Origin of the sequence: Kribbella sp. NPDC050124 (genome assembly GCF_044460355.1) — a bacterium.
Lineage (GTDB): Bacteria > Actinomycetota > Actinomycetes > Propionibacteriales > Kribbellaceae > Kribbella.
Genome location: NZ_JBITJU010000017.1, coordinates 114,743 through 138,860, shown reverse-complemented (window position 1 = coordinate 138,860; position 24,118 = coordinate 114,743). Strand labels below are relative to the sequence as shown.

Genomic DNA, 24,118 nt, shown 5'->3' with positions numbered 1-24,118 from the left:
TGAGTCCGAGGAAACCTCTCGGGCTCGCTGGACACAGAGGGGGATAGGCGCCACCAATCGCAACAGTCCTTGGGCAGCGCCTGTCCAAATACCGGTATAGGCCGCAATTGTCAAGACCGCAGCGCGATCTTGACAGGGGCGTGGGGGGCAACACAGTGGATCGAAAGACAGGCAAGGCCGGAGTCGACCGGCCGGCGCGCCCGGGCAGCGCACCGGCCACGCAGGACGGGATGCCGGCACGGCTCGACGCGCCGGTCCGGCTGCTGGTCGGCCCGGCCAACTTCGCGGGTCAGGGCACCCGGTGGGCACGTGCGCTCGAGGATCGGGTGCCCGACGCGTTGGCGACCTCGTTCGCGTTCTTCCGGGGAGTCCTCGACTACCCGGTCGACTACGGCGTCCCGGCGCGCACGTACCGGGGCCACCGTCGATGGCAGCTGAACTTCTACAACCACGTCGTGCGCAACTACACGCACGTGCTGATCGAGGCGGCGCGGCCGATCTTCGGCCCATTGCACGGACCGGACGCGGCCGGCGACCTCCAGTATCTGCTCGCCAAGGGCCTGCGCTTGGGGCTCATGGCGCACGGCTCCGACGTCCGCATCCCCAGCAAGCACGTCGAGCTCGAGCCGTGGTCGCCGTTCCCTGACCTCGAGAACGAGACCGTTGAGCTGCTCGAGCACAACGCGACCCGAGCCGTCGAGATGTTCACGTCGTACCCGGGTCCGGTCTATGTCTCGACGCCCGACCTTCTCGACTACGTCCCCAACGCCGTGTGGTGTCCTGTGGTCGTCGACGTCGAGACCTGGCGCAGCGACGTACCTGTGCTCACGCACGACAAGCCGGTGGTGGCTCATGCGCCCAGCAAGTCGGCCATGAAGGGGTCGGAGCTCATCGACCCGATCATGGAGCGCCTGGCTCAGCGCGGCCTGATCACGTATCGCCGGGTCGAAGGGGTCGACCCCGCGGACATGCCGGCCGTGTACCGCGACGCCGACATCGTCCTCGACCAGTTCCGGGTCGGCAGCTACGGCGTCGCCGCGTGCGAGGCCATGGCGGCGGGCCGGATCGTGGTGGGCCACATCGCCCAGCACGTCCGCGACCGCGTGGCCGCCGACACCGGGCTCGAGTTGCCCATCGTCGACGCGACGCCCGACACCGTCGAGCAGGTCGTGCTCGACCTCATCGCGCACCCGGAGCGGGCCCGCGAGATCGCCGCGCGCGGGCCGGCCTACGTCGAGCAGGTGCACGACGGCCGCCGTTCGGCCGAGGCGCTGGCCGCGTTCGTCGAGCAGCCGAGCACGGTGCCGGCTGATTGGAAGCCGCCGTGGGTCCGGCCCAAGGTCGTGATGATGGCCGGCAACGAGATCGTCGTCGATGCCCGGGTGCTCAAGTACGCGCAGACCGTGGCCAACTGGGACCTCGACGTCACCTGCATCGGCATCCCCGGACGCAGGCTCAGGGGTGTCCGCCGGCTCGGCAAGGTGCAGGTGTTGTGCCCGCCCATCCAGTCGAAGGTGCTGGTGACGGGATGGCGCAGGCGGTGGGCCGCCATCAAGGCCAACCTCAAGCCGTGGTTCAGCACCGAGGCCGAGTACAAGCTGGCCTACGGTCGCTGGCAGTACGCCAGCCGCGAGCTACGCGGCGACCGCGGGCGCGACCACCGCGACCGACAGCGCACCGGCGGCTCGTCCGTGCCGACTCTGCGGTCCGTCCTCGACCGGCTGCGGCGGGCGGTGACCTGGCGGACCCTCCGGCTGCGTCGCGCCATCCTCCACGCCCGCGCGTACGTCGTCCGGCGAGGCCAGCGCGAGGTCGACCTCACCGACCTGGGCATCGGCAAGCGGCGCGAGCGGCTGCTCGCTCTCCACCGCCGCCTGCCGACAGGCCGCTGGCGGCGCGTGATGCCGGAGCTGGTCGACCAAGAGCTGACGCTGGGCCCGCTGCTCGACCGCCTCCACATCGACGTCATTCACGTGCACGACGTCTTCATGCTCGGCATTGCGGCGCGCGCCGCGCACCGGGCGGCCCTGGACGGGCGCACCGTCAAGATCATCTACGACGCCCACGAGTACATCCCGGGCGTGCCGGTGGTCGCACCGCGCCGAGTCGCCGCCTACAGCGACCTCGAGCGCGAGTTCATCCGCGACGCCGACCGCGTCATCACGGTGTCCGAGCCGCTGGCCCACTGGTTGCAGCGCGACCACAAGCTGGCCGGCCTGCCCGACGTCGTACTCAACGCTCCGGTCGAACCACCCGAGGACGCCGAGGTCACGGGTCTGCGCGAGCTGCTGGAGCTGTCCGAGGACGTACCGCTGCTGGTGTACGGCGGCGGTGTCAACCGCGCCCGCGGTGTCGGAACGGTCGTCGAGGTACTGCCCCAGCTGCCCGACGTCCACCTCGCGATCGTCGCGCGAGCCAACTCCGTCACCGCGGAATTGGTGGCCCGCGCCGCCGAGCTTGGCGTGAGCGATCGCGTGCATCTGGCGCCGTTCGTCGAGGCCGAGGTCGTGCCGCTGTACCTGCGGTCGGCGAGCATCGGCCTCAGCCCGCTGCTGCACGCGCCCAACCACGACATCGCGGTGACGAACAAGTTCTGCGAGTACATCGCCGCCGGACTGCCCATCATCACCAGCGACACCCCCGCGCAGGCCGACTTGGTGAACGAGCTCGACCTCGGCGCCGTCTACACCGCGGGCGACGTGGACAGCCTCGTACAGGCGGTCTGGAGTGTGCTCGCTGACCGCGACCGCATCGCCAAGCGCATCGCCGACGACGCCCAGCTGCTGCACCGGTTCTCCTGGGCCGCACAGGCCGAGGTGATCCGATCGGTGTACGCCGATGTGATGGGCGACAAGCTGCCCGACGCCGCCTGGGCTCCCGACGCCACCATCGTCCGTCAGCTCTCTCCCGCCCCACCGGAACCACCGCAGACCAAGTGGCACACAGTCAAGGGCAAGGCGGCGAAGGCCTGACGAAATCCATCAGTCCAACGGCCAGTCGAAGAGTGCTGGGGTTGAGTGGGCAGCTGTGACTGCCTCTCTTCCGCCCGCCGTGCGTCGCCTGGTCTTCGCCACGCTGGTCAACACGCTCGGGAACGGCCTCTACTTCGCCATCGGCGCGCTCTACCTGACCCGGATGGCCGGCCTGTCGGTCGGCCAGGTCGGCGTCGGGTTGACCGTCGCGGGCCTCGTCGGCCTGGTGACCAGCACCCCACTCGGAACCGTCGCCGATCGACTCGGGCCCAACCGTGCGTACGTCGGTTTCCTGCTGCTGCAGGCGATCACGATGGCCGCGCTGACCCAGGTGCGTTCGTTTCCGCTGTACGTCGGGATCGCAGCCGTCACTGCGGTCGCTGACTCGGGGCAGCGCGGGGCCAAGGGCGCGTTGATCGCCGGCGTGGCTCCGGCCGACCAGCGGGTGCGGACGCGGGCGATCCTGCGGGTCGCGACGAACGTCGGGATGGCCGTCGGGATGGGGCTGGCCGGGATCGTGCTGGCGGTCGATCGGCGGGACGTTTATGTGATCGCGTTGCTGGCGAACGCGGCGACGTACCTGGTCACCGCCGGGCTGGTCCGCTTCGGAATGCCGGAGGTGGAACCGGTGCCGGCGGCCACCGGTCCGTCCGCGCTGGCCGCGTTGCGGGACCGGCCGTTCCTGGCTTTCGTTGCGTTGGACGGCGTACTCAGCATGCATGCCGCGATGGCGCAGGTCGCGATCCCACTGTGGGTGGCGACGGCAACCGATGCGCCGCGGTGGCTGATCGCGGTCCTCCTGGTCCTCAACTCCGTGGCCGTCGTACTCCTGCAGATCCGAGTTGCCCGCGGCACCGAAAACCTAGCCGGCGCCGCCCGGGCCGGCCGCCGCGCCGGCCTCCTCCTAGCCGCCGCCTGCGCCGTCCTGGCCCTGACCGACGTCACCTCAGGCGCCGTCACCATCGCCCTGCTCCTGGTCGCCGCCTTGGTCCACGTCATCGGCGAGATGCTCCAATCCGCCGGCGGCTGGGGCATCAGCTTCGAACTGGCCCCACCCGGCGCCCAAGGCCAATACCAAGGCGCCTACGCCATGTCCCGCCAATCCGGCGACATGATCGCCCCCCTCCTCCTCACCACCCTCGCCATCCCCTTGGGCTACCCCGGCTGGCTCCTAACCGCCCTACTCTTCCTAACGGCCGGCACCCTCATCCCCCTCGCGGTACGCCGCCACCGCACCTGGACAGAGTCAAGCAGCAAGCGGTTGGAGGAGGTTGCGTAGGGATCGGGCGGCGGTGAAGCCGGCTCGGTTGGCGCCTATGGTGCTGGCGGAGGGGCCGTAGCCGATGAGGTGGACGTACGGGTCCAGGGCGGTTTGGGTGCCGTTCATGCGGATGCCGCCGGAGGGTTCGCGGAGGTGGAGTGGTGCCAGGTGGGCGAGGTCGGCGCGGAAGCCGGTGGCCCAGAGGATGGTGTCGACGTGCAAGGTGCGGCCGTCGGGCCATTCGACGCCATCGGGGGTGATGCGGGAGAAGATGGGCTGGCGTTCGTAGACCCCGCGCTGCAGCGCGGCCTGCTCCTGTTCGCGTAGGTGCAGCCCGGTCACGCTGACCACGCTCCGCGGCGGTAGTCCCGCGCGTACCCGTTCCTCGACCTTCGCGACCACGCGACGCCCGAGCTCGGGCCCGAACTCCTCGCCAGTGCGCCACTCCGGCGGCCGTCGCGTCACCCAGGTCGTGGTCGCGACCTCGGAGATCTCCGCCAGCAACTGCACCGCCGACGCGCCCCCACCGACCACGAGCACGTGCTGGCCGTCGAACTCCGAGGCCCCGCGATAGTCGGCCGTGTGCAACTGCCGCCCGCGAAAGGTCTCGATCCCCGGATACCAGGGAATGAACGGCCGGTTCCACGTCCCGGTCGCGTTCACGATCGCCTCGGTCAGGTAGGTCTCACCAGAAGTCGACACCTCGAACAACGAGCCCACCCGGCGCACACTCGACACCACGACCGGCCGCAGCACGGGCAACGAGAACCGCTGCTCGTAGTCCGCGAAGTACGCCGGCACAAACGCGTTCGCCCGGTCCCCATCAGCACTGGGCGGCACCGGCACCCCCGGCAGGTTCGCGATCCCGTGCACGTCACGCATGGTCAGCGAGTCCCACCGGTGCTGCCAAGCCCCACCCGGCGCCGGATTCCGATCCAGTACGACGACCTCGTCGTACGGCGTGAACCCAAGCCGCACCAAGTGGTAAGCAGCCGACAACCCCGCCTGCCCCGCCCCAATCACCACAACCCTCACCCCCGCCCCAACACCCCCGCCCCCCGCCCTCTTCCCGCCAGATCCTCGGACAGGTGCCGGGGACTTGGGACATCTGGTCGGATGTACGAGGTCCCCGCCGGGTGCACCAGGTTCGGCGCCGGCTAGGAGGACTGGGCGGCGAGCTCGAGGGCGGCGACGATGTCGGCGCCGGTGGGTGCGTTGTCCGGATCGATGAGCCACTGCATGACCAGGCCACCCAGGATCGCCTGGTAGAGCCCGCCCAGCAGTCGCCGCTCCTCGTCCGCCTCAGGAGAGCCGAAGAGATCGGCCAGCTCGTCTCGCGCGTACCGCTGGGAATCCGTGAGGAACGTGCGGAGCTGCTCCGAGCGGTCGATCTGCCCGACCAACTCGTACTGGACCGTCCACATCGCGCGGTCGGACCGCACCGAGGCGATGACGCCGTCCCAGACGGCGGCCGGGTCGCCGCCGGCCGCCATGGCCTCAGTGAGTCGCGCGCCCCACTCTCCCACGGCCTCGAACAGCGCCTGGGTGAGCAGCGTCTCGGTGGAGCCGAAGTGGTACCCGATCGCGGCCAGGCTCACGCCGGCTGCGGTCGCGACGTCGCGCGCCGTCGTCCGCGTGAAGCCCTTCTCGAACAAGCACTGTTTGGCGCCCTGGATCAGGGCTTCCCGGTTTCCCATGCCCACATCATACAGAATTCTCAGACGATCGTCTTGCACAACTGTATAAGACCTGCGTACGATGCTTGGCATGACGATCAACGAGCAGCACTACCTCCGCATCGGCGGCGTCGAGCAGTGGATCCAGATCCGCGGTGAGAGCGCCGACAACCCCGTGCTCCTGGTCCTGCACGGCGGCCCGGGCTCGCCGTACGCGGTGTTCACGCCGCTGATCCGGTCCTGGGAGCGCGACTTCACCGTCGTCCAGTGGGATCGGCGCGGCTGCGGCAAGACCCGCGCCCGCGGCACCAAGCAGACGGCCCCCTTCGAGCGGCATCTCGAGGACGCGATCGAGGTCACCGAGTTCCTGCGGACCCATCTCGACAAGGACAAGATCGTCCTGATGGCCGGCTCGATGGGCACGATCATCGGCCTGCCGCTGGCGCAGCGCCGCCCGGACCTGTACTCGGCGCTGGTCACCACCGACCTGTACGCCGACATGCACCGCAACGAGGCCCTCGGCTATGCCCGCTGCCTGGAGCGCGTGACGGCAGCCGGCAACTCCAAGGCCGTCCGTGCCCTGGAGAAGATCGGCGCCGACCCGTCCGCCTGGAACCTCAAGGCGTGGCAGACGAAGATGAAGTGGACGATGGCCACCGACCCCGTCACGCCCAATGCCGTGAGCAAGTTACTGTTCCCGCTGGCGCTCAAGGGTGAGGTTTACAGCAAGCGGGAGGCGTGGCATCTGCTCGCCGGCTTCCTGGCCACGCAGAAGGCCATGTTCAGTGAATACATGTCCTTCAACGCCTACGATCTGCCTGCCCGCTACGAGCTGCCGGTCTTCGTCTTCCAGGGCGCCGACGACGTGCTCACCCTGACCGACCTCGCGCAGGAGTACGTCGCGCACATCGACGCGCCGCACAAGGAGATCGCGCTGATCGAGGACGCCAGCCACTTCGCCGCCTTCACCCAACCCGAGCGCTTCCGCGAGGCGCTGGTCAACCGAGTACTGCCAGTGATTCAGTCCGGCGACGGCACCGCGGATGCGGCGAATCGCGGTACGGACCTGGCTTGAATACTGGGCAGATGGACCTGACTGCGGCGTACGGCTTCCGCATGGATTGGCTCGTCAGCTTCGTCGCGGTCGCCCACCACGGCGGGTTCTCCGCAGCCGCCAAGGCCGTCTTCCGCGGCCAGTCCAGGATCAGCGAGCACGTAGCCGACCTGGAGAAGACCCTTGGCGTCCAGCTCTTCGATCGCACCGCCCACCCGGCCCGACTCACCCCCGAGGGCCGGGCCCTGCTCCCGCAGGCCGAGGAGATCCTCCACCGCCTCAGCACACTGGCGTCCGCCGGGGGAGAGGTCCGCTTCGGCGCCTATCCCAGCGCCGCCGCCTGGCTCTTCCCCCAAGTCGTACGGCGCTTGCCCGCCAACATCACGCTGCACCTGGTAGAAGGGCCGAGCATCGACCTGGAGAGCGCGCTCGTCCGTGGAGACATCGACCTGGCCGTCCGCCCGGTCCACCCGCTCGTCGCCGACGAGTCTCTCGACCACGAGGTCCTCTGGCGCGAGCCCCTCGTCGCAGTCTTCTCTGAGTCCCACCAGCTCGCCCAAGCCGAGTCCGTCACCCTCGAGCAGTTGGCCGGCCTGCCACTCATCTCGATCGGCGAGAGCAGCGGACCACGCCAGTTCGAGTCCCACCTCGCCTTCGCGAAAGCGGGCCTCAACCCCGAGTCGGCCTTCCGCACCAACCAGCCGCAGACCCTGCTCTCCCTGGTCCGCCACGGCCTGGGCGTTGGCGTCACCAACGAGCTCGCAGTCACCACCGCCAACCTGACCGGCGTCCGCCTCGTCCCGATCACCGACGCCGACGTCGAACGCCAGGTCGCACTGTTCAGGCGGCGGGACCACCGATCCCCGGCGCTCATCCAGGTCGTCGACGCGATCCGCACGATCACCGGATGAACTGGTCCACGTAGTCCGCGCCGAGCCCATTCGCCCCGTAGTGGTCCCGGCAGAGCTGGATCTTGGTGAAGGTGTCCTCGTAGCCGGTCTGGTGGCCGGCGTCGTCGACGTAGATCATCGCGCCGGAGATGTTGAAGAACGTGATCATCTCGGTGCAGTCCTCCGGTACCCGCAGGGTGTGGATCTCACCCGGCGGCTCGTACACGAACGACCCGGTCTCGGCGACCCAGTCGTGTTCGTCGTACTGCCACTTGCCCTTGACCACGTAGCCGAACACCGCGCTCGGGTGCCGGTGCCGGGACACGATGCCGGACCGGGTCACCTTGAGCAGGTTGCACCACTGCCCGGTGATCGTGTTCAGCATCAGCGGCCGGAACCACACGTCCGGCGCCTGCGGCACCCACAACCGGTCGTCCTCGGGCACCGCCGGTACGGCGATCTCCGCGGGCACTCCTGCCGAAACCGGAATCATCGACGCTCCTTCACATGCTTTTCAGGAGTCCAGCCTGATCTGAGGTGAAACCGCGCCATCCTCCATGACGTCGAGAAATGTCGGTCTCGGCTGATTGGGTTGAAGGCATGTCCCGATTCCGGCTGTGCCCGACCCCCGCTCAGCGGGCAGCATTGCTGGAACACTGTGGCCACGCCCGGTTCGTGTGGAACCTGGCCCTCGAGCAGTGGTCGATGTGGCCCCGCAGCAAAGGGCCGGCGCCGGGCTTTGCTGAACAGTGCCGGCAGTTGACCTCGGTGCGACTGATGTTTGATTGGCTGAGGGCTGGGTCGCAGACGGTGCAGCAACAAGCTTTGCGAGATTTCGACCAGGCGGTCAGAAACTTCTACGGCGGGACCCATCGACGGCCGACCTGGCGCAAGGCCGGGCTGCATGAGGGGTTCCGCATCGTCGGCTCCCAAGCGTCCCGGATTGTGAAGCTCAACCGGAAGTGGGGTGGAGTGCTCGTGCCCAAGGTCGGCTGGGTGCGGTTCCGGCTGTCCCGACCGGTACCTGGCGCGAAGTCGTATCGGATTACGCGTGATCGCGCGGGGCGCTGGCACATCGCCTTCGCCGCCATCCCTCCGCCGGTTCCCGCACCGGGGACGGGGGAGGTCGTCGGCGTGGACCGTGGCGTCGCCGTCTCCGCGGCCCTGTCCACTGGAGAACTGCTGTCCTGTCCCGGTCTGTCGGAACGTGAGCATGAGCGGCTGATGCAGCTTCAGCGTCGCCTGTCGCGCTGTCGTCGCGGGTCTCGCCGCCGTCATCGGGTGAAGGCGGCGATCGCCAGGCTGTACGCACGTGCACGTGACCGCCGCAAGGACTGGGTAGAGAAGACCAGCACCGACCTCGCTCGACGGTTCGACGTCATCCGTGTGGAAGACCTGCGGGTCGCACAGATGACCAGACGCCCCAAGCCCAAACCCGATCCCGCACGACCAGGTAGCTACCTGCCGAACCGTCGCCGCGCAAAGGCCGGACTCAACCGGGAAATTCTGGCCAACGGATGGGGACTGCTGGTCCAGCGCCTTGAGCACAAGGCCCCCGGGCGGGTCGAGAAGGTCAACCCTGCGTACACGTCGCAGACCTGCAGCGTCTGCAGGCACCGCGCACCGGACAACCGCAAGAACCAAGCGGTCTTTCGATGCACGGCCTGTGGACATCGCGCACACGCGGACGTGAACGCGGCAATCAACATCGCGGCCGGACGGGCCGTCAGCGCACGCCGAGAGACGCCCGTACAGGTCTCGCCGAAGCGTGAACCTCAACACGCTACCTCCGCGTAGTAGTTGGAATCCCCACCGGTTCTGGCGGGGAGGGCGTCAAATGCTCTGGTAGCCGCCGTCCACGGGCAGGACGGCGCCGGTGACGAATCCCGCGTCCGGGCCGGCCAGGAAGGCGATCGCGGCGGCGACCTCTTCCGGGGCGCCCCAGCGGGCCATCGGCGTACGGGAGATGATCCGGCCGGCCGCATCCGGATCGGCTTGCAGGGCTGCGGTCAGCTCGGTGGCGATCCAGCCGGGTGCGACCGCGTTGACCCGGATGCCCTCGGCCGCCCAGGCGACCGCGAGCGACTTGGTGAGCTGCACGATCCCACCCTTCGACGCGCTGTACGCCGGGACCAGCGGGCCGCCGAAGTAGCTCAGCATCGAGGCGACGTTGACGATGCAGCCGCGGCTCGCGGCGAGCAGGTCGTGCGCCGCCTCGGCAGCACGCATCGCGCCGGTCAGGTTGATCTCGACGACCTCCCGGAACACGTCGGGCCGGTGCTCGTCGCCGCGCCGGATGATGCCGGCTGCGTTGACGAGTACGTCGAGCCGGTCGAGCGACCCGATCAGGTCCTCCAACGCATCCGGTTCGCGGAGGTCGAGCTCATGCAGCTGCGCGGAGCGCCGCAGCTCGGGAGATGCCTCCGCCACGTTCAGTCCGGCGACGACCACGGAAGCGCCGTCGACGACGAGCCGGAGGGCGGTGGCCGCGCCGATACCGCTCGTACCTCCGATGACAAGCGCGGTCCGAGCCATGTCCGGCATCCTGCACCGCCGTCCGGGTCAGCACAACGAAGACCCGGACAGCGGATGCCCCCCATCCGCCGCCCGGGTCTCCTGCTGAAGGTCAGTCGCCACTCACGTCGATCCGGCGGTGGTACCGCTGGCCCGCCTTACCGCCGATCACAGCTGCGAACAGCGTGATCAGCACGGCCGCGCCGAGCGCGATCAGCCCGCCGGTCGTCATCGTGTCATCGGCCAGCGGCACGGACGGCAGGTCCACCCGGTCCAGTACGTCGTACTGCGAACCGGCCAGCGCAGCGATCGCCGCGACAATCAGCGTGACCAGTACGCCGATCAGCCAGACGCCGAAGCCCTGCCGGGCACCGTCGAAGCGAGCGAGCCGCCCGGCGACGTATCCGCCGTTGTAGTAGGCGATCGCCAGGATCAGCAGCAGGACGCCGCCGGACACGATGCCGATCGTGCCGGCCTCCGCCTCGGCCGCGTTCCAGTCGATCGTCACCGCGTAGTCGACGGCTGCCGCGACGGCGCTGACGATCCCGGTCAGCAGCGCGATCAGCCCGACCGCGACCAGCCAGCCGAAGAACGCGGCACCACCCTTGAAGCCCCGGTACGCGGGGTCGACCTCGGTCGCCGGGACGTCCGCCCGGTGCATCGGCTCGGTCGTGCTGACCTGCCGGTCGTCGTCATAGGGCTCGACCGTGCCGAGCCGCTCTGCTTGCGTGTCCTCTCGATACTGCTGGGCCATGTCAGTTCTCCTCGCCAGACAGCCCCGTGTCGTACCCCCGGTACCCGCCGGAGGACTGGCTAAGCGTGGCGAGGTGGTGACTGGCTGCTAGTCGAGCAGCCGGTCGATCTTGTCGTGGTACCGCTTGCCGGTCTTGCCGCCCAGGATCGCGGCCAGCAGCGTGAGTACGACGAGCGCCGCGGCGGCGATGATTCCGCCGGTGGTCATGGTGTCGGTGGACATCGCCACGTCCGGCCGGTTCACGTCGGAAACCAGGTCGTACTGGTTGTTCAGCAGCGCAGCCCCGCCGGCCGCCAGCACGGAGAACAGGAATGCGAACATCCACACCCCGAACCCGTTCCGGCCACCGTCGAAGCGGGCCAGCCGCCCGGCGACGTACCCACCGCAGTAGAAGGCCAGGCTCAGCGTCAGTACGGCGACAGCCCCAGCCGTGATGCCCGCGGCGCCGGCCTGCGCCTCGGCGTCGGCACGGGTGTAGTCGAGGACCTCCGCCGTACCCACGGCAGCTGCTGACACGGCCAGCGAGAGCACCACCGACATGGCGATCGCGATCAGCCAGCCGAAGAACGCCGCGCCGAACTTGAAGCCGCGGTAGGACAGCATCTCGGGGTCCACGGCAGGCTCGGCGGGCAGTGGCCGGTCCGGAATGATCGTGACAGTGCTCATCGCCCGGTGGGCTGCCGCCCGTGCCTCCTCGTACTTCTGGGTCGTGTTCGCATCCGCATTCTCAGGCGCCGGCGCCGCGGCGACGGGCTGCGTCATCGTGGCGGTCTCGCCGTACTGCTGGACCATTCCCTATCTCCTCACTGGTCAGCTCCGCGCGGGTCCTACCCACCGAGGCTGTTCCTACACGGCCGGAACAGCGGATTTAACCGGCCTCTGGCGCGGGCTCACTCACCGTCGCCGGGTATCGGCGGGGAGTGAAGACCAGGGGGCCGGCCGGGCGGAGCACGGTGCGGGTCTGTGACGACCCGACCACCAGCAGGCACCGCATGTCAACCGCTTCGGGGTCCAGTTCGGCGAGTGTTGTGACGGTGATCGCTTCTCCGGGACCGCCCACATCGCGTCCGACGACGACCGGCGTACTGGGCGAACGGTGTTCGAGGAGCAGGTCGCGGGTGGCGGCGACCTGCCAGGTGCGGGACTTCGAGGCCGGGTTGTAGATCGCGATCGCCAGGTCGGCCGCGGCTGCGGCGGACAGCCGCCCGGCGATCACCTCCCACGGCTTCAGGCGGTCCGACAGCGACAGGACGCAGTAGTCGTGCCCGAGTGGTGCGCCGACCCGGCTGGCGACCGCCTGGGCCGCGGTCATCCCGGGCAGTACGCGGACGGCGATGTCGGCGTACTCGGGCTCGGACGCGACCTCGGTGACGGCACTGGCCATCGCGAACACACCCGGGTCACCGGACGAGACCACAACCACCCTGGAGCCCTTGCGCGCCAAGTCGAGCGCGAAAGCGGCTCGCTCGGACTCCACCCGGTTGTCCGACCCGTGCTTGCGCTGACGGGCCCGATCCGGCAGGCGGTCGACGTACGGGCCGTAGCCGATCAGGTCGTTGGCGCTCGCGATCGCCGCCCGTACCTCTGGCGTCATCCACTCCGGTCCGGCCGGCCCGAGACCGACGACGGTCACCGAGCCTTCCGCCTCGGTCTTGGGCGTGGGGGCCGCGAAGGTGTTGTTGATCGGGCTGGGCAGCAGCGCGAGCGAGAAGTACGGCACGTCGTTCGGGTCCACGTCGGCCAGGGGAGCAGTCCGCTGCGCGTCGGTCGTCGCGCGCTCGACGTACCAGGCCTCGTCGGCCCGTCCGGCGAGCTCGAAGGCCTCGCGCACGTTGGCGAACGTCCGCCCGAGCTTCATCACCGCGGCTGCGTCGGTGTAGCGCAGCCGGTCCGCCAGGACGTCGGGCGGCAGCGTGCCGGGCAGCACCGTGAGGATCTCGTCCCGCTCACACAACGGCCGACCGAGTACGGCGGCCGCCGCGCTCACCGACGTGACCCCGGGAACGACCTCACACGGATACCGGTCGGCCAGCCGCTTGTGCATGTGCATGTAGGACCCGTAGAACAAGGGATCCCCTTCAGCCAGTACGACGACATCGCGGCCGGCATCGAGATGCGCGGCGAGCCGGGCAGCGCAGTCCGCGTAGAAGTCGTCCATCGCACCCTGGTAGCCGCCCGGGTGGTCGGTCGTCTCCGTGGTCAGCGGGTAGACCAGGTGCTCCTCGATCTGCCCGTCGGTGAGGTACGGCGCCGCCACCGAGCGGGCGATGCTACGCCCGTGCCGGGCACTGTGGAACGCGATCACGTCCGCGGCGCCGATCAGCCGGGCCGCCTTCACCGTCACCAGTTCGGGGTCGCCCGGGCCGAGCCCGAGACCCCAGAGCCGCCCGGTCACTCCGCCTCACTCGCGATCGCGTTGACGGCGGCCGCGGTGATCGCGCTGCCGCCCCGGCGCCCGGTGACCACCAGGTACTCCAGCCCGAGGTCGTTCGCGGCCAGCGCGTCCTTGGACTCGGCCGCGCCGATGAACCCGACCGGGATGCCGAGGATCGCGGCCGGCCGCGGTGCGCCGTCCGCGATCAGCTCGAGCAGCCGGAACAGCGTGGTCGGGGCGTTGCCGATGGCAACAACCGCACCGGCGAGGTGGTCGTGCCAGAGGTCGGCCGCGGCCGCGCTCCGGGTGGTCTGCAGGCGTTCGGCGAGCTCGGCGGTCCGCGGATCCTGGAGCGTACAGATGACCTGGTTGTCCGCGGGCAGCCGCTTCCGGGTGATGCCGGCGGCGACCATCTGGGCGTCACAGAGGATCGGCGCCCTGTCCTGCAGCGCGGCCCGCGCGTTCTTGACCACGTTGGGCGAGGCTTTGAGGTCCGCGACCAGGTCGGTCATCCCGCACGCGTGAATCATCCGTACGGCGACCTGCGCCAGGTCGGCCGGGAGACCGCCGAGCGCGTCCGCCGCCTCGGTCCGGATCGTGGCGAAGGACCGCCGGTAGATCTCCGCGCCGTCCCGCACGTACTCGAACCCACTCACATCCGCTCTCCGTCGATCGAATACCCGTTGCCTAGTGCAAGCACATCCACGAACTCGCCGGCCGGCTTGCCGCACCGCCGCTCACACCCTGACCAGTGCATCGGCCGCCCGTGCCGCGGCAGCCGCGGCGTCACCCGCCAGGCCTCGGCCCGGACGTCCGCGAGCGCCTTCGCGCACCCGGGCTGACCAGCACACGCTGTCACACCGTTCCACGGCGAGTCCGGCTTTGTGACCAACCCAACCTCGTCCAGCCGCGCCCTCTGGTCCGCGCCGTTGACCAGGACCAGGGATCGCCAGGGCGTGATCCGGATCTCCTCGGCCACGTCGGCGACGACGGCGGCCTGCTCTGGCCCGAGGCTGCCCAGCGGAACCGTCACCACCATCGCGGCCCCGTGCTGCCCGGCGGTGATCGTCGAGGTCGCCGTCGGCAATTCGTCCGTCGTCCGCAGTCCGAGCCTGTGCAGGATCCGGTGTTCTCCGTCGTCCAGCTCGGCGATCCGCCACTCCTGGCCGTCGCGCTCCGCCAGGAACGCCTCCGCCGCCGCGACCATCACCTCGGGCACCTCAGCCCAGCTCACTCGCACCCCGAGCGCGCCCAGGCTGAGGAGCGCCTCGCGCTCGTCCACCGCACGCACCAGCACATCCGCCTGCACCCCGCTCAGATCCCCGCGCCCGTCGTCCAGCGCGAACAGGAAGCGCCCGGGCAGCTCCGCCAGGCCCGGACGCGAGCACAGCGCTCGGTCGACCGCGCTGACGAGTGGCATCACGTCGTACGCGCTCTGGTTGTCCAGACCGGACAGCGGCGAGGCCAGGATGTTGCGGACACGCTCGTGGGTGATGGAGGGGAGCAGTCCGGTTTCGTACAACCGCTGCGACAGCTCGCGCGGTCCGTCTGCGGTCAGGCCTCTGACCTGCACGTTCCCCCGCGACGTCAGCTCGAGTCGTCCGTCGCCGAGGTCGCTCGCGGCCAGCCGCAGTACGTCGAGCTGCTCGACGGTCAGCACGCCGCCCGGGATCCGCACCCGAGCTAGCCCACCGTCGGCTGCCTCATGTACCGCCAGCACCCCAGGGCACCGATCCGCCTCAGTCCTACGCATCCCCGAGATGCTACGTGGCCCTTCTGACCCTCAGCAGCACGGTGCAGGCGAGCAGAGCACACAGACCGCCGCAAACCATCGCGACCGAGACCGACCACGCATCGACAACCAGGCCGCCCAGCAGAGCACCGGCGGACAATGTGGCCTGGAAGGAGGAGGTGAACAACACGGTCGCTGCCTCACGGGTCTGGGGGAGTGCATTGGCGAACAGGCTCATCGAGCAGACGGGTATTCCGCCGTACCCGAGTCCCCAGACGACCAGCAGGATTAGCGCTCCCGCCGTACTGCGTCCCAGGACGGGTAGCAGCAGTGTGACGGCTGCGATGAGGCCGGCGCAGGTCAGGAACGTCGTGTGCAGGTGCCGTCCGGCGGTGCTCCCGGCGATGAGGTTGCCGACCAGTCCCGCCACGCCGTAGACGAGCAGCAACGCACTGAGCAGCTCTGGCTGCATGAACTCTCGCAGGAACGTCGTGACGTAGGTGTAGGTGCCGAAGTGTGCTGTCACGATCAGGCAGGTGAGGGCCAGCGCCACTCCGGTGCCGCGCTGCCTCAGTGCAGCCTGCAGTACTGCCGGACGCGTCGCCCGCAGCGGCGGTAGCCGTGGAACGAAGGCATAGAGTCCGCCGAACACGGCCAAGGTCAGCAGCCCGAGTACGGCGAACGCCGTACGCCAGCCCGCGAGGTCGCCGAGGTAGGTGCCGGCTGGTACGCCCAGAACCGAGCCCAGCGGCACCGCCGAGAAGATCACAGCGGTGGCTCGTGCCGCGGACCGCTCTGGCACCAGCCGCCCGGCGAGCCCGGCGCCGATGGGCCAGAACCCGCCGATCACCAGCCCGACCAGGACGCGCGCGAGCAACTCCAGCCAGTAGGTCGGCGCGACGGCGGCGAGAAGGTCGGCCACGGCCAGCACGAGCATCAGCACGCACAGCATCACCCGCCGATCGAGCCGGGCGGTCGCCACCGTGACCGCGGGCGCCGCTACCGCGGCGACCAGCCCCGGCATCGTCATCAGCCACCCCGTCCGCCCGGCCGACAGCCCGAAACTGCTGCCCATCGGCCCGAGCAGGCCCACCGGCAGCATCTCCGCCGTGACGATCGAGAAGATCCCGAACGTCACCGCACCCACCCCCAACCACTCCCGCACCCCAGCCCGAACCGTCGTCGCAGTCGCCATGGCGTCCACCCCACCCGCCGCACCGACCGAACACCGGCGGATTCCCGCCCTCGCCATACCGCCGGACCACCACGTCGCTTACCCGCCGGGAATGATCCGGACGGGATTATCTGGCGCGGGATAGTCTCGACGTATGGCAGCGACACCGGCTCGTACCGTTCCCGATCTCACCGGCTACCTGACTCATGCCGGTCATGTGCTCGAGACGCAGCTGTCCGCGGCGCTGGCGGAGGTCGGGCTGACGCTGCGGATGCAGTGCGTCCTGCGGCACGCGCTCGAGGCTGAGCGCACCCAGATCCAGATCGCCGAGCTCGCGTACCTGGACAAGACGACCATGGTCGTCACCGTCGACGCGCTCGAGAAGGCCGGGTATGCCGAGCGCAAACCGTCGGCCACCGACCGCCGGGCCCGGATCATCGCGGTCACCGACGCCGGCGCCAAGATCGCGCACGAGGGCCAGCGGATCGTCGACCGGGTGCACGCCGAGGCCCTGGCCGCGCTCGCCGCCGACCAGCGCACGCCGTTCGTGAACGCCCTGGTCGAGCTCGTCGACGGGCACCTGTCCACCCCGGTCGAGGCGCAGCCGGTACGGCGCGCACGCCAGCGCACACCATGATCCACTAAAAGATCGTCTACTACGGGACTATCTGCTATGGTCGTTTTCATGACGACCACTTCGGCAACCCCTGCACCCACGATCGACGGCCGCGTGAAGGCGTTGATCGTGCTGTGCGTGATGCAGCTGATGATCATCCTCGACGGCACCGTGGTGACCGTCGCGCTACCGACCATCCAGGAGGACCTCGGCTTCTCGCAGGCCGGTCTGGCCTGGGTGATGAACTCGTACCTGATCGCCTTCGCCGGCCTCCTGCTGCTGGCCGGCCGGATCGGCGACCTGCTCGGCAGCAAGCGGGTCTTCGTCGCCGGGCTCGGCCTGTTCACCGCCGCGTCGCTGCTCTGCGGCGTCGCCACCAGCGCCGAGGTGCTGATCGCCGGGCGCTTCCTGCAAGGCGTCGGCGGAGCACTGGCGTCCGCCGTCATCCTCGGCATGATCGTCGGGCTCTTCCCGGCTCCGGGTGAGCAGGCCCGGGCGATGGGCGTCTACAGCTTCACCGCAGCGAGCGGTGCGTCCATCGGCCTGATCTTCGGTGGCGTGATCACCCAGACCGTCGGCTGGCACTGGGCGTTCCTGATCAACGTGCCGATCGGGCTGCTCTCGCTGGTCTTCGCCGTACGCGTGCTGGCGGGGGAGAAGGGCATGGGCCTCGGCAACGGGGCTGACGTGCTGGGCGCCGTACTGGTGACTGCAGGACTCTCGCTTGGCGTCTACACCATCGTCCAGACCGCCGAGCCGCACGCGTCGCTGGTGCGCACGCTCGTCCTGGCTGTGGTCTCGGTGTTGTTGCTGGCGGCATTCGTACTGCGTCAAGCGCGCCTTGCCAACCCGTTGCTCGCACTGCACATCTTCCGCAAGCGGCAGGTGACGGTGGCGAACGTTGTCGTGGTGCTGCTCTTCGCGGCCGGCTTCGGCTTCCAGTTCACGACCGCGCTCTATGTGCAGCGAGTGCTGGGCTACGACTCGCTCACTACCGGCCTGGCGTTCCTCCCCGCCCCGCTGATGAACGCTGTGATGTCGTTGTCCATCGCGCCGCGCCTGACAGTCCGCTTCGGGCCGCGGGTCATGCTGACTGCCGGCCTCGCCGCCTTCTTCGTTGCCCTGCTGTGGATCAGCCAGGCACCTGTCGACGGCTCGTACGTCGTCAACGTCGCGCCAGTGCTCGCAGTGATGGGTGCCGGCATCGGACTGGCCATTCCGGCCGCGATCATGCTCGCCATGTCCGGTGCGGAGCCTGGGGACGCCGGACTGGCCTCTGGCCTCAACAACACTGCGCAGCAGGCGGGCGCTGCGGTCGGCACCGCCGTACTGGCCACGCTGGCAGCGTCGACGACCGCTAGTCGGTTGGGTGACGGTGCGAGCGACGTACTGGCTCTTCGGGATGGGTACGGCGCCGCGTGGCTTGCGGCCGCTGGCTTCGTCCTCGCGGCGCTCGTACTCACCGTCGCACTGCTGCTCCGTCAATCAGCGGATGCCTGACCAGCCAACCCACCTACATCTTCGGGCTACTTCCTGCGGAGCAGGTACGTGTCCATGATCCAGCCCTTGCGGTCGCGGGCCTCCGCGCGGACCTTCTCGATCTCGGCCGCGACCTCACTGAGTGGACCTGAGATGAGGAGTTCGTCGGGCGTGCCCAGGTAGGCGCCCCAATAGATGTGCGCGTCCTGGTCGAGGTGTTCGGTGAATGCGGTCTGCGCGTCCAGCATCACCACCACGTCGTCCACGTCCTCGGGCCACGCCTTCGCCAGCCGGCGGCCGGTGGTGATCTGGATCGGCCGGCCCACCTGGTTCAGGCCGACCCGGTGCCGCGCGGCCAGCGTCGACACGCTGCTGATCCCCGGGATCACCTCGACCTCGAACGCCAGCTCACCCCGCGCCAGGATGTCGTCCAGGATCGCCAGCGTGCTGTCGTACAGCGACGGGTCACCCCAGACCAGGAACGCGCCGACCTGGTCCTCGCCGAGTTCCGATGCGATCAGCTCCGCGCACACATCGGCCCGGCGCCGACGCCAGTCGTCGACGGCTTCGACGTACGCGGTGGTGGTCCGGTCCCGCTCGGGATCGCGGCCGATCACGACCCGGTAGTCCTTGTCCGTCGCGTACCGGCGCAGGATCTCCTCGCGCAGGTCGACCAGCTCCTGCTTGACCTCGCCCTTGTCCAGCACGAAGAACACGTCGACCCGGTTCAGCGCCGACACCGCCTGCATCGTCACCTGCTCCGGATCGCCCGCCCCGACCCCGATCACCACAATCTCCCGCATGCCGCAGACCCTACGTCAGTCAGATCGACAGCAGGAGCGCGGCGGCGATCACGGTTCCTACGATGGCTCCGCCGTAACAGATGATCACGATCGGTACGCCGTACCGCTTGAGCTGGAGCCCGTCGTACAGGGTGAAGCGGAAGCGATGCGCCCAGTGGAACAGGCACAGCGCGCACAGCCCGAACAGCACCAGCCGGGTGATCCAGTTCCGCAGGATGGCGAGCAGGTGCGAGTGGTCCGGCGGCGACAGCAGGTCCAGTGGGAACGCGATGCCGAACAGGAACAGCAGGATCGGCACCATCAATGCGGCGACCATGCCGCCGGAGCTGAACAGCATCCAGAGCATGGGTTCCGGGTACGGACGGCGGCGGTTCATCGCAGGACCAGCCAGGCGACGACGGCCGACAACACCAACCACAGCACGTAATGCCCGACGACGACCTGAGGCGGCGGCACCCGCTGCCCGCGCAGCCGGATCACCATCGCCCGCGGCGCCAGCCCGAACCAGGTGATCGTGTGCAGCAGCACGAACAGCATCGCGATCACGTTGATCGCGATCATCCACCACCGCCCGCTCCAGTCGAGGAAGTCCTGGTACGCCGCCGGCCCGTCGCTGACCGCCTTCACCAGCAGGAGCAGGAAGACCACGAACCACGCCACGAAGACACTGCTCAACTCGCGCAGCACGAACAGCAGGTACGACCGGCGCTCGAGCCACCAGAACAGGTTGAGCGGTCGCTGGTACGTGCTCATCGCCGGCTCCGCGGCATCAGCAGATCCTTGATCGACTGCGTCGCCGCGGTCAGCTTGTACCGCTGGATCGCGCCCGCCGGGTCCACGCCCTTCGGGCACGCCGCACTGCACTCACCGACGAACGTGCAGGCCCAGATCCCTTCCGGCGACGAGAGTACGGCGCGACGCTCCTCAGCCCCCTCGTCGCGGGAGTCCAGGTTGTACCGCTGGGCCAACGCGATCGCGGCCGGCCCGATGAACTCCGGCTCCAGGCTGTACACCGGGCAGGCCGAGTAGCACAGCATGCAGTTGATGCACATGCTGAACTGCTGGTACTCGTCCAGCTGCTCCGGCGTCTGCAGGTACTCGCCCTCCTCGACCGGACTGTGCACGTCCCGCACGATCCACGGCTTCACCGTCGGCAGCTTGGTCATGAAGTCGTCGATGTCGATGACCAGGTCGCGGATCACCGGGAAGTTGCGCAACGGTTCCACCCGCACCGGACCGGGCGCGTAGTCGGTGAGGAAGGTCGCGCAACTCAGCTGCGGCTCGCCGTTGACCGTCATGCCACAGCTGCCGCAGATGCCCATCCGGCACGACCACCGGAACGACAGCGTGCCGTCCAGATGGTCCTTGATGTACGACAAGCCGTCGAGCACAGCCCAGTGCTCGCGCAGCGGCACCTGGTAGGACTGCAGCACCGGTTCGGAGTCCTGCTCGGGCCGGTACCGCGCTACCTCCAGGGTGATCTCGTCCGCCATCCCTACCTCCCGTACACCCGTTCTCCCGGCGGCCAGCGGGTGATGGTCACCGGCAGGTACGTGACGCGGCTGGTTCCGTCGGGGTCCCGCCGTACCAGCGAGTGCGCCAGGAACCGCTCGTCGTCGCGGGCCGGGAAGTCGACGCGCTGGTGTGCTCCCCGCGACTCCTCCCGGCGCAGCGCGCAGTCGATGATGCTCTCGGCAACATCCAGCATGAAGTCGAGCTCCAGCAAGGCGATCAGCTCGGTGTTGAAGCTCGTACTGTGGTCGTCGATCGCGGCGTGGGTGAAGCGCGACCGGAGCTCCGCGAGTTGCTCGGCCGCCTTCGCCAGCGAGTCGCCGTCGCGGTAGATCCCGGCGCCGGTCTCCATCGTGGTCTGCATCTCGGTCCGGATGTCCGCGATCCGCTCGTGTCCCTCGGCGTGCCGGGTCAGCTCGGCGGTGAGGCGCCGTACCTCGTCGCGGCCCTGCGCCTCGATCGCCTTCGGTACGGCGGTGCCGTAGCGGCCGGCGAAGACCGACGCGGCCCGGCCGGCCCGGTTGCCGAAGACGAGGCACTCGGGCAACGAGTTCGATCCCAGCCGGTTCGCGCCGTTGATGCTGACACAGGCCACCTCGCCGGCGGCGTACAGACCCTCGAGGTTCGTCGCGCCGCGGATGTCGGTGTGGATGCCGCCCATCATGTAGTGCACGACCGGGCGAACCGGCACGAGCTCTTTCACAGGGTCGATGTTCTGGTACTTCGAGCACAGCTCACGGACGAACGGCAGCTTGGCGTCGATCAGCTTCGCGCCCAGGTGCCGCAGGTCCAGATTCACGACCGGCCCGTACGGCGTGTCGATAGTGCGACCCTTGTCGAGCTCGTGCACGAACGCCTGCGACAGGCGGTCGCGTGGCCCGAGTTCCATGCTGCGCAGCACCGGCGTCGGGGACGGCGTACCGAGGTCGTAGTCCTGCAGGTAGCGGTAGCCGTCCTTGTTGAGCAGCCAGCCGCCTTCCGCGCGGGCCGCCTCGGTGATCAGGATGCCGGTGAACGGCAGGCCGGTCGGGTGGTACTGGACGAACTCCATGTCTTTCAGCGCGGCGCCGGCGCGGAGAGCGAGGGCCATCCCGTCGCCGGTCTTGATGTTCGCGTTCGTGGTGAACGGGTAGACCCGGCCGCAGCCGCCGGTGCACACGATCACCGCGCTCGCCGTGATGGTCTCGATCCGGCCGGTCGACAGTTCGATCGCGACGACGCCGTACGCGCGTCCGTCGTCGACCAGGATCTTGGTGACGTACCACTCGTCGTACCGGACGATGTCGGAGTAGGACAGCGCGGTCTGGAACAGCGTGTGCAACAGGTGGAAGCCGGTCCGGTCCGCGGCGAACCAGGTGCGCTTCTTCTTCATCCCGCCGAACGCCCGGACGGCGATCCGCCCGTCCGGCTGCCGGCTCCATGGGCAGCCCCAGTGCTCGAGCCGCAGCAGCTCCCGCGGCGCCTCCTGCACGAACGCCTCGACCGCGTCCTGGTCGCACAACCAGTCGCTGCCGGAGACGGTGTCGTAGGCGTGCTCGTCGAGCGAGTCGTCGTCCGCCGCCACCGCCGCGGCTCCACCCTCAGCCGACACCGTGTGACTGCGCATCGGATAGACCTTCGACACCACCGCCACCCGCAACGCCGGATTCGTCTCCGCCACCGCTATGGCAGCCCGCAACCCCGCGCCGCCGCCCCCGATCACCACGACGTCGTGAAAGCTCATCCACGTCCTCGCTTCGCTCCGGGCGCGGATGAGGCGCGAGAATGGCTGTGCTGTTTGATGCCCTCGCTTCGCTCGGTCATGTCCTTTGCCCGCCCCGTCAGGCTTCGTGGTCGCCGCTGTGCTCGTCCATCAGGATCTTGCCGTCGTGCCGCACGGTCTGGATCCGCACACTCCCGTCATGAAACTCGTGCCGGATCCGGCGGCAGCCGCACGCGTACCGCACATCGTCCATCCGGAACCCCTCGAAGTCGTCCTCCTGGCTCCGGTCCGCGTCACCCACCCGCCCGCACGGCGCCCGCTCCGCGGTCATGTGCGTCCTGGTCCCGGTCATCCGCCCACCTCCCGACCCCGCCCACATGTTTGTGACTCACATCACACCTCGATAGTGCGCCCGAAAACCAACCCCCGGCAATGCCTCGCTTTCTTTCCCACGCCGAGCTCGGGTCAGGGCAGGTAATCGGGTTGCTTGGGGGTGAGGGTGGCGGATGCAATGTGGGGCATGGGTGCTCAGGTGGGGTCGTCGGTGCGGGTTGGTGCTCTCGCGCCGCTCACTCGGCCGGGTTGGGTTGAGGCCGGGCAGCAGTTGCTTGCTGGGCTTGAGGTTGGTGTGAGGGAAGTGAACGACGCCGGCGGGATCGGCGGGCGGCCGCTCGAGTTGGTGGTGGGGGATACCGCGGCTGATCCGCAGAAGGCCGTGGCGGCTGTGGATGAGTTGGCTGGGCTGGGGGTGGCTGCGTTGGTGGGGGAGTATCACAGTGTTGTTGCTCGGGCGGCTGCTGCTCGGGCTGACGCGGTCGGGTTGCCGTTCCTCTGTTCGTCGGCGGTGCTCGACGCGCTCACCGAGGAGCCAACGGATTGGGTCGCGCGGCTGTCCCCGCCGCAGTCCCGTGGCTGGAAGGTCTACGCCGACTTCCTCCTCAGCGCGGGCCACACACGAATCGCCGTAGCCACCCAGCCGAGCGTCTACTGGGCAACCGGGACCCGCATCCTGCGGGACCACCTCGCCGCTAACGGCGGCACTGTCACAGAGCTCGACATGACCGCACTCACCCCGGAGGACGTGTGTGACGAGATCGCCGACCGCGCGACAGCCCTGCTCCTCCTGGTTGGCATCCCGGACCCGGCAGTGCCGATCGTCAAGGCAGTCCGCAGTGACCCGCGCCTCGCGGAGACCCTGATCGGTGCACCAGCCGGCCAACCGGAGTTCAAAGAATGGGCGGCGCTGTTAGGCGGCGACGGCGTCGCGATCCCGTTCCTCCGCTACCTCCCCGAGCACCTCACCCCACTCGGCACCCAGGTCGAGAAGAAACTCCGCGACCACCTCAAAGGAGCCCCGTCCTTCGTCGCCTACGAGGGGTACGACGCGATCGCCGTACTGGCCGAGGTGCTCGGCAAATCCAAAGCCTGGCAGGACGTCGCAGTCGAAGGCACTCGCGGAAAGATCCAGTTCTCCCGCACCCCAGGCATCAGCGTCTGGCAATGGACCTGGCCGCCGGTCCAGGTAGTCGACCGAGACCCAGCCCACCCGGACAGCTTCCGAATCCTCCACACCGGCTGAAAGGCTGGGGCGCTCCAGGAGCGCCC

The 24,118-nt window shown here is 69.1% G+C and carries 24 protein-coding genes; 8 read left to right on the top strand and 16 right to left on the bottom strand.

The genetic code is table 11. From position 1 onward, the window contains the following. Positions 1-155 precede the first annotated feature (155 nt). Positions 156-2,972 (top strand): glycosyltransferase, encoded by a 2,817-nt coding sequence (locus ACIBL3_RS31750; protein WP_396357436.1) that lies wholly within the window; start codon positions 156-158, stop codon positions 2,970-2,972. A 55-nt stretch (positions 2,973-3,027) separates the two neighbouring features. After that, positions 3,028-4,251 (top strand): MFS transporter, encoded by a 1,224-nt coding sequence (locus ACIBL3_RS31745; RefSeq protein ID WP_396357435.1) that lies wholly within the window; start codon positions 3,028-3,030, stop codon positions 4,249-4,251. Here the strand turns inward: ACIBL3_RS31745 and ACIBL3_RS31740 are convergent. Next, positions 4,219-5,259, bottom strand: coding sequence for an NAD(P)-binding domain-containing protein (locus tag ACIBL3_RS31740; protein ID WP_396357434.1), 1,041 nt, complete (start codon positions 5,257-5,259; stop codon positions 4,219-4,221). The genes ACIBL3_RS31745 and ACIBL3_RS31740 overlap by 33 nt on opposite strands. A gap of 131 nt (positions 5,260-5,390) precedes the next feature. Next, entirely contained in the window at positions 5,391-5,930 is a 540-nt protein-coding gene (locus ACIBL3_RS31735; protein ID WP_396357432.1) for a TetR/AcrR family transcriptional regulator, read from the bottom strand. Positions 5,931-6,000: 70 nt separating this feature from the next. On the opposite strand from ACIBL3_RS31735, the gene ACIBL3_RS31730 reads away from it, so the two are divergent. Next, entirely contained in the window at positions 6,001-6,984 is a 984-nt protein-coding gene (locus ACIBL3_RS31730) for an alpha/beta fold hydrolase (RefSeq protein WP_396357431.1), read from the top strand. Between the two features lie 11 nt (positions 6,985-6,995). Next, positions 6,996-7,874, top strand: coding sequence for a LysR family transcriptional regulator (locus ACIBL3_RS31725; protein ID WP_396357430.1), 879 nt, complete (start codon positions 6,996-6,998; stop codon positions 7,872-7,874). Here ACIBL3_RS31725 and ACIBL3_RS31720 read toward each other — a convergent pair. Continuing rightward, positions 7,864-8,346: a 2,4'-dihydroxyacetophenone dioxygenase family protein gene (locus ACIBL3_RS31720; RefSeq protein ID WP_396357428.1), complete on the bottom strand. Its 483-nt coding sequence runs from the start codon at positions 8,344-8,346 to the stop codon at positions 7,864-7,866. The genes ACIBL3_RS31725 and ACIBL3_RS31720 overlap by 11 nt on opposite strands. Positions 8,347-8,423: 77 nt before the next feature. Between ACIBL3_RS31720 and ACIBL3_RS31715 the strand changes: the two genes are divergently transcribed. Next, complete coding sequence (locus ACIBL3_RS31715) at positions 8,424-9,650, top strand: RNA-guided endonuclease InsQ/TnpB family protein (protein WP_396357427.1); 1,227 nt, start codon at positions 8,424-8,426, stop codon at positions 9,648-9,650. Positions 9,651-9,686: 36 nt separating this feature from the next. Here the strand turns inward: ACIBL3_RS31715 and ACIBL3_RS31710 are convergent, their stop codons facing one another. The 7 genes from ACIBL3_RS31710 to ACIBL3_RS31680 all read right to left on the bottom strand — a co-directional run bounded on the left by ACIBL3_RS31710 (position 9,687) and on the right by ACIBL3_RS31680 (position 16,422). Next, positions 9,687-10,388, bottom strand: a complete 702-nt coding sequence (locus tag ACIBL3_RS31710) for an SDR family NAD(P)-dependent oxidoreductase (RefSeq protein ID WP_396357426.1) — start codon at positions 10,386-10,388, stop codon at positions 9,687-9,689. Between the two features lie 91 nt (positions 10,389-10,479). After that, a complete protein-coding gene (locus ACIBL3_RS31705; RefSeq protein ID WP_396357425.1) occupies positions 10,480-11,121 on the bottom strand; it encodes a hypothetical protein in 642 nt (213 codons plus the stop codon). 87 nt (positions 11,122-11,208) lie between these two features. Further along, entirely contained in the window at positions 11,209-11,913 is a 705-nt protein-coding gene (locus ACIBL3_RS31700) for a hypothetical protein (RefSeq protein WP_396357424.1), read from the bottom strand. 76 nt (positions 11,914-11,989) lie between these two features. Beyond that, positions 11,990-13,516, bottom strand: a complete 1,527-nt coding sequence (locus ACIBL3_RS31695; RefSeq protein ID WP_396357423.1) for a precorrin-2 C(20)-methyltransferase — start codon at positions 13,514-13,516, stop codon at positions 11,990-11,992. Next, the gene (locus tag ACIBL3_RS31690; RefSeq protein ID WP_396357422.1) at positions 13,513-14,151 is read right to left on the bottom strand and encodes a precorrin-8X methylmutase; all 639 of its coding nucleotides are present in this window, start codon (positions 14,149-14,151) and stop codon (positions 13,513-13,515) included. The genes ACIBL3_RS31695 and ACIBL3_RS31690 overlap by 4 nt, the downstream gene beginning before the upstream one ends. Continuing rightward, on the bottom strand, positions 14,148-15,248 hold the full coding sequence (cobG, locus tag ACIBL3_RS31685; protein WP_396357421.1) for a precorrin-3B synthase: 1,101 nt from the start codon (positions 15,246-15,248) through the stop codon (positions 14,148-14,150). Before cobG ends, ACIBL3_RS31690 begins: the two co-directional genes overlap by 4 nt. A 10-nt stretch (positions 15,249-15,258) precedes the next feature. Further along, the gene (locus ACIBL3_RS31680) at positions 15,259-16,422 is read right to left on the bottom strand and encodes an MFS transporter (protein ID WP_396357420.1); all 1,164 of its coding nucleotides are present in this window, start codon (positions 16,420-16,422) and stop codon (positions 15,259-15,261) included. A 133-nt stretch (positions 16,423-16,555) separates the two neighbouring features. Here ACIBL3_RS31680 and ACIBL3_RS31675 point away from each other — a divergent pair, with 133 nt between their 5' ends. Both ACIBL3_RS31675 and ACIBL3_RS31670 read left to right on the top strand, forming a co-directional pair. Further along, positions 16,556-17,038 (top strand): MarR family winged helix-turn-helix transcriptional regulator, encoded by a 483-nt coding sequence (locus ACIBL3_RS31675; protein WP_396357419.1) that lies wholly within the window; start codon positions 16,556-16,558, stop codon positions 17,036-17,038. A gap of 48 nt (positions 17,039-17,086) precedes the next feature. Beyond that, positions 17,087-18,517 carry an MFS transporter gene (locus ACIBL3_RS31670; protein WP_396357416.1) on the top strand — a complete coding sequence of 477 codons (1,431 nt, stop codon included), beginning with the start codon at positions 17,087-17,089 and terminating at the stop codon, positions 18,515-18,517. Positions 18,518-18,543: 26 nt separating this feature from the next. Here the strand turns inward: ACIBL3_RS31670 and cobF are convergent, their stop codons facing one another. From cobF to ACIBL3_RS31640, 6 genes are all read right to left on the bottom strand, one after another. Continuing rightward, a complete protein-coding gene (cobF, locus tag ACIBL3_RS31665) occupies positions 18,544-19,299 on the bottom strand; it encodes a precorrin-6A synthase (deacetylating) (protein WP_396357415.1) in 756 nt (251 codons plus the stop codon). A gap of 19 nt (positions 19,300-19,318) precedes the next feature. Then, a complete protein-coding gene (gene frdD / locus ACIBL3_RS31660) occupies positions 19,319-19,675 on the bottom strand; it encodes a fumarate reductase subunit FrdD (RefSeq protein ID WP_396357414.1) in 357 nt (118 codons plus the stop codon). Next, positions 19,672-20,052: a fumarate reductase subunit C gene (locus ACIBL3_RS31655; RefSeq protein ID WP_396357413.1), complete on the bottom strand. Its 381-nt coding sequence runs from the start codon at positions 20,050-20,052 to the stop codon at positions 19,672-19,674. Before ACIBL3_RS31655 ends, frdD begins: the two co-directional genes overlap by 4 nt. Further along, positions 20,049-20,792: a succinate dehydrogenase/fumarate reductase iron-sulfur subunit gene (locus ACIBL3_RS31650; RefSeq protein ID WP_396357412.1), complete on the bottom strand. Its 744-nt coding sequence runs from the start codon at positions 20,790-20,792 to the stop codon at positions 20,049-20,051. The genes ACIBL3_RS31655 and ACIBL3_RS31650 overlap by 4 nt, the downstream gene beginning before the upstream one ends. Positions 20,793-20,794: 2 nt before the next feature. Continuing rightward, positions 20,795-22,534 (bottom strand): fumarate reductase (quinol) flavoprotein subunit, encoded by a 1,740-nt coding sequence (gene frdA, locus ACIBL3_RS31645; protein WP_396357411.1) that lies wholly within the window; start codon positions 22,532-22,534, stop codon positions 20,795-20,797. Positions 22,535-22,631: 97 nt separating this feature from the next. Beyond that, positions 22,632-22,865: a hypothetical protein gene (locus ACIBL3_RS31640; protein WP_132213771.1), complete on the bottom strand. Its 234-nt coding sequence runs from the start codon at positions 22,863-22,865 to the stop codon at positions 22,632-22,634. A 159-nt stretch (positions 22,866-23,024) separates the two neighbouring features. Between ACIBL3_RS31640 and ACIBL3_RS31635 the strand changes: the two genes are divergently transcribed. After that, positions 23,025-24,092 (top strand): ABC transporter substrate-binding protein, encoded by a 1,068-nt coding sequence (locus tag ACIBL3_RS31635; RefSeq protein ID WP_396357497.1) that lies wholly within the window; start codon positions 23,025-23,027, stop codon positions 24,090-24,092. Positions 24,093-24,118 lie beyond the last annotated feature (26 nt).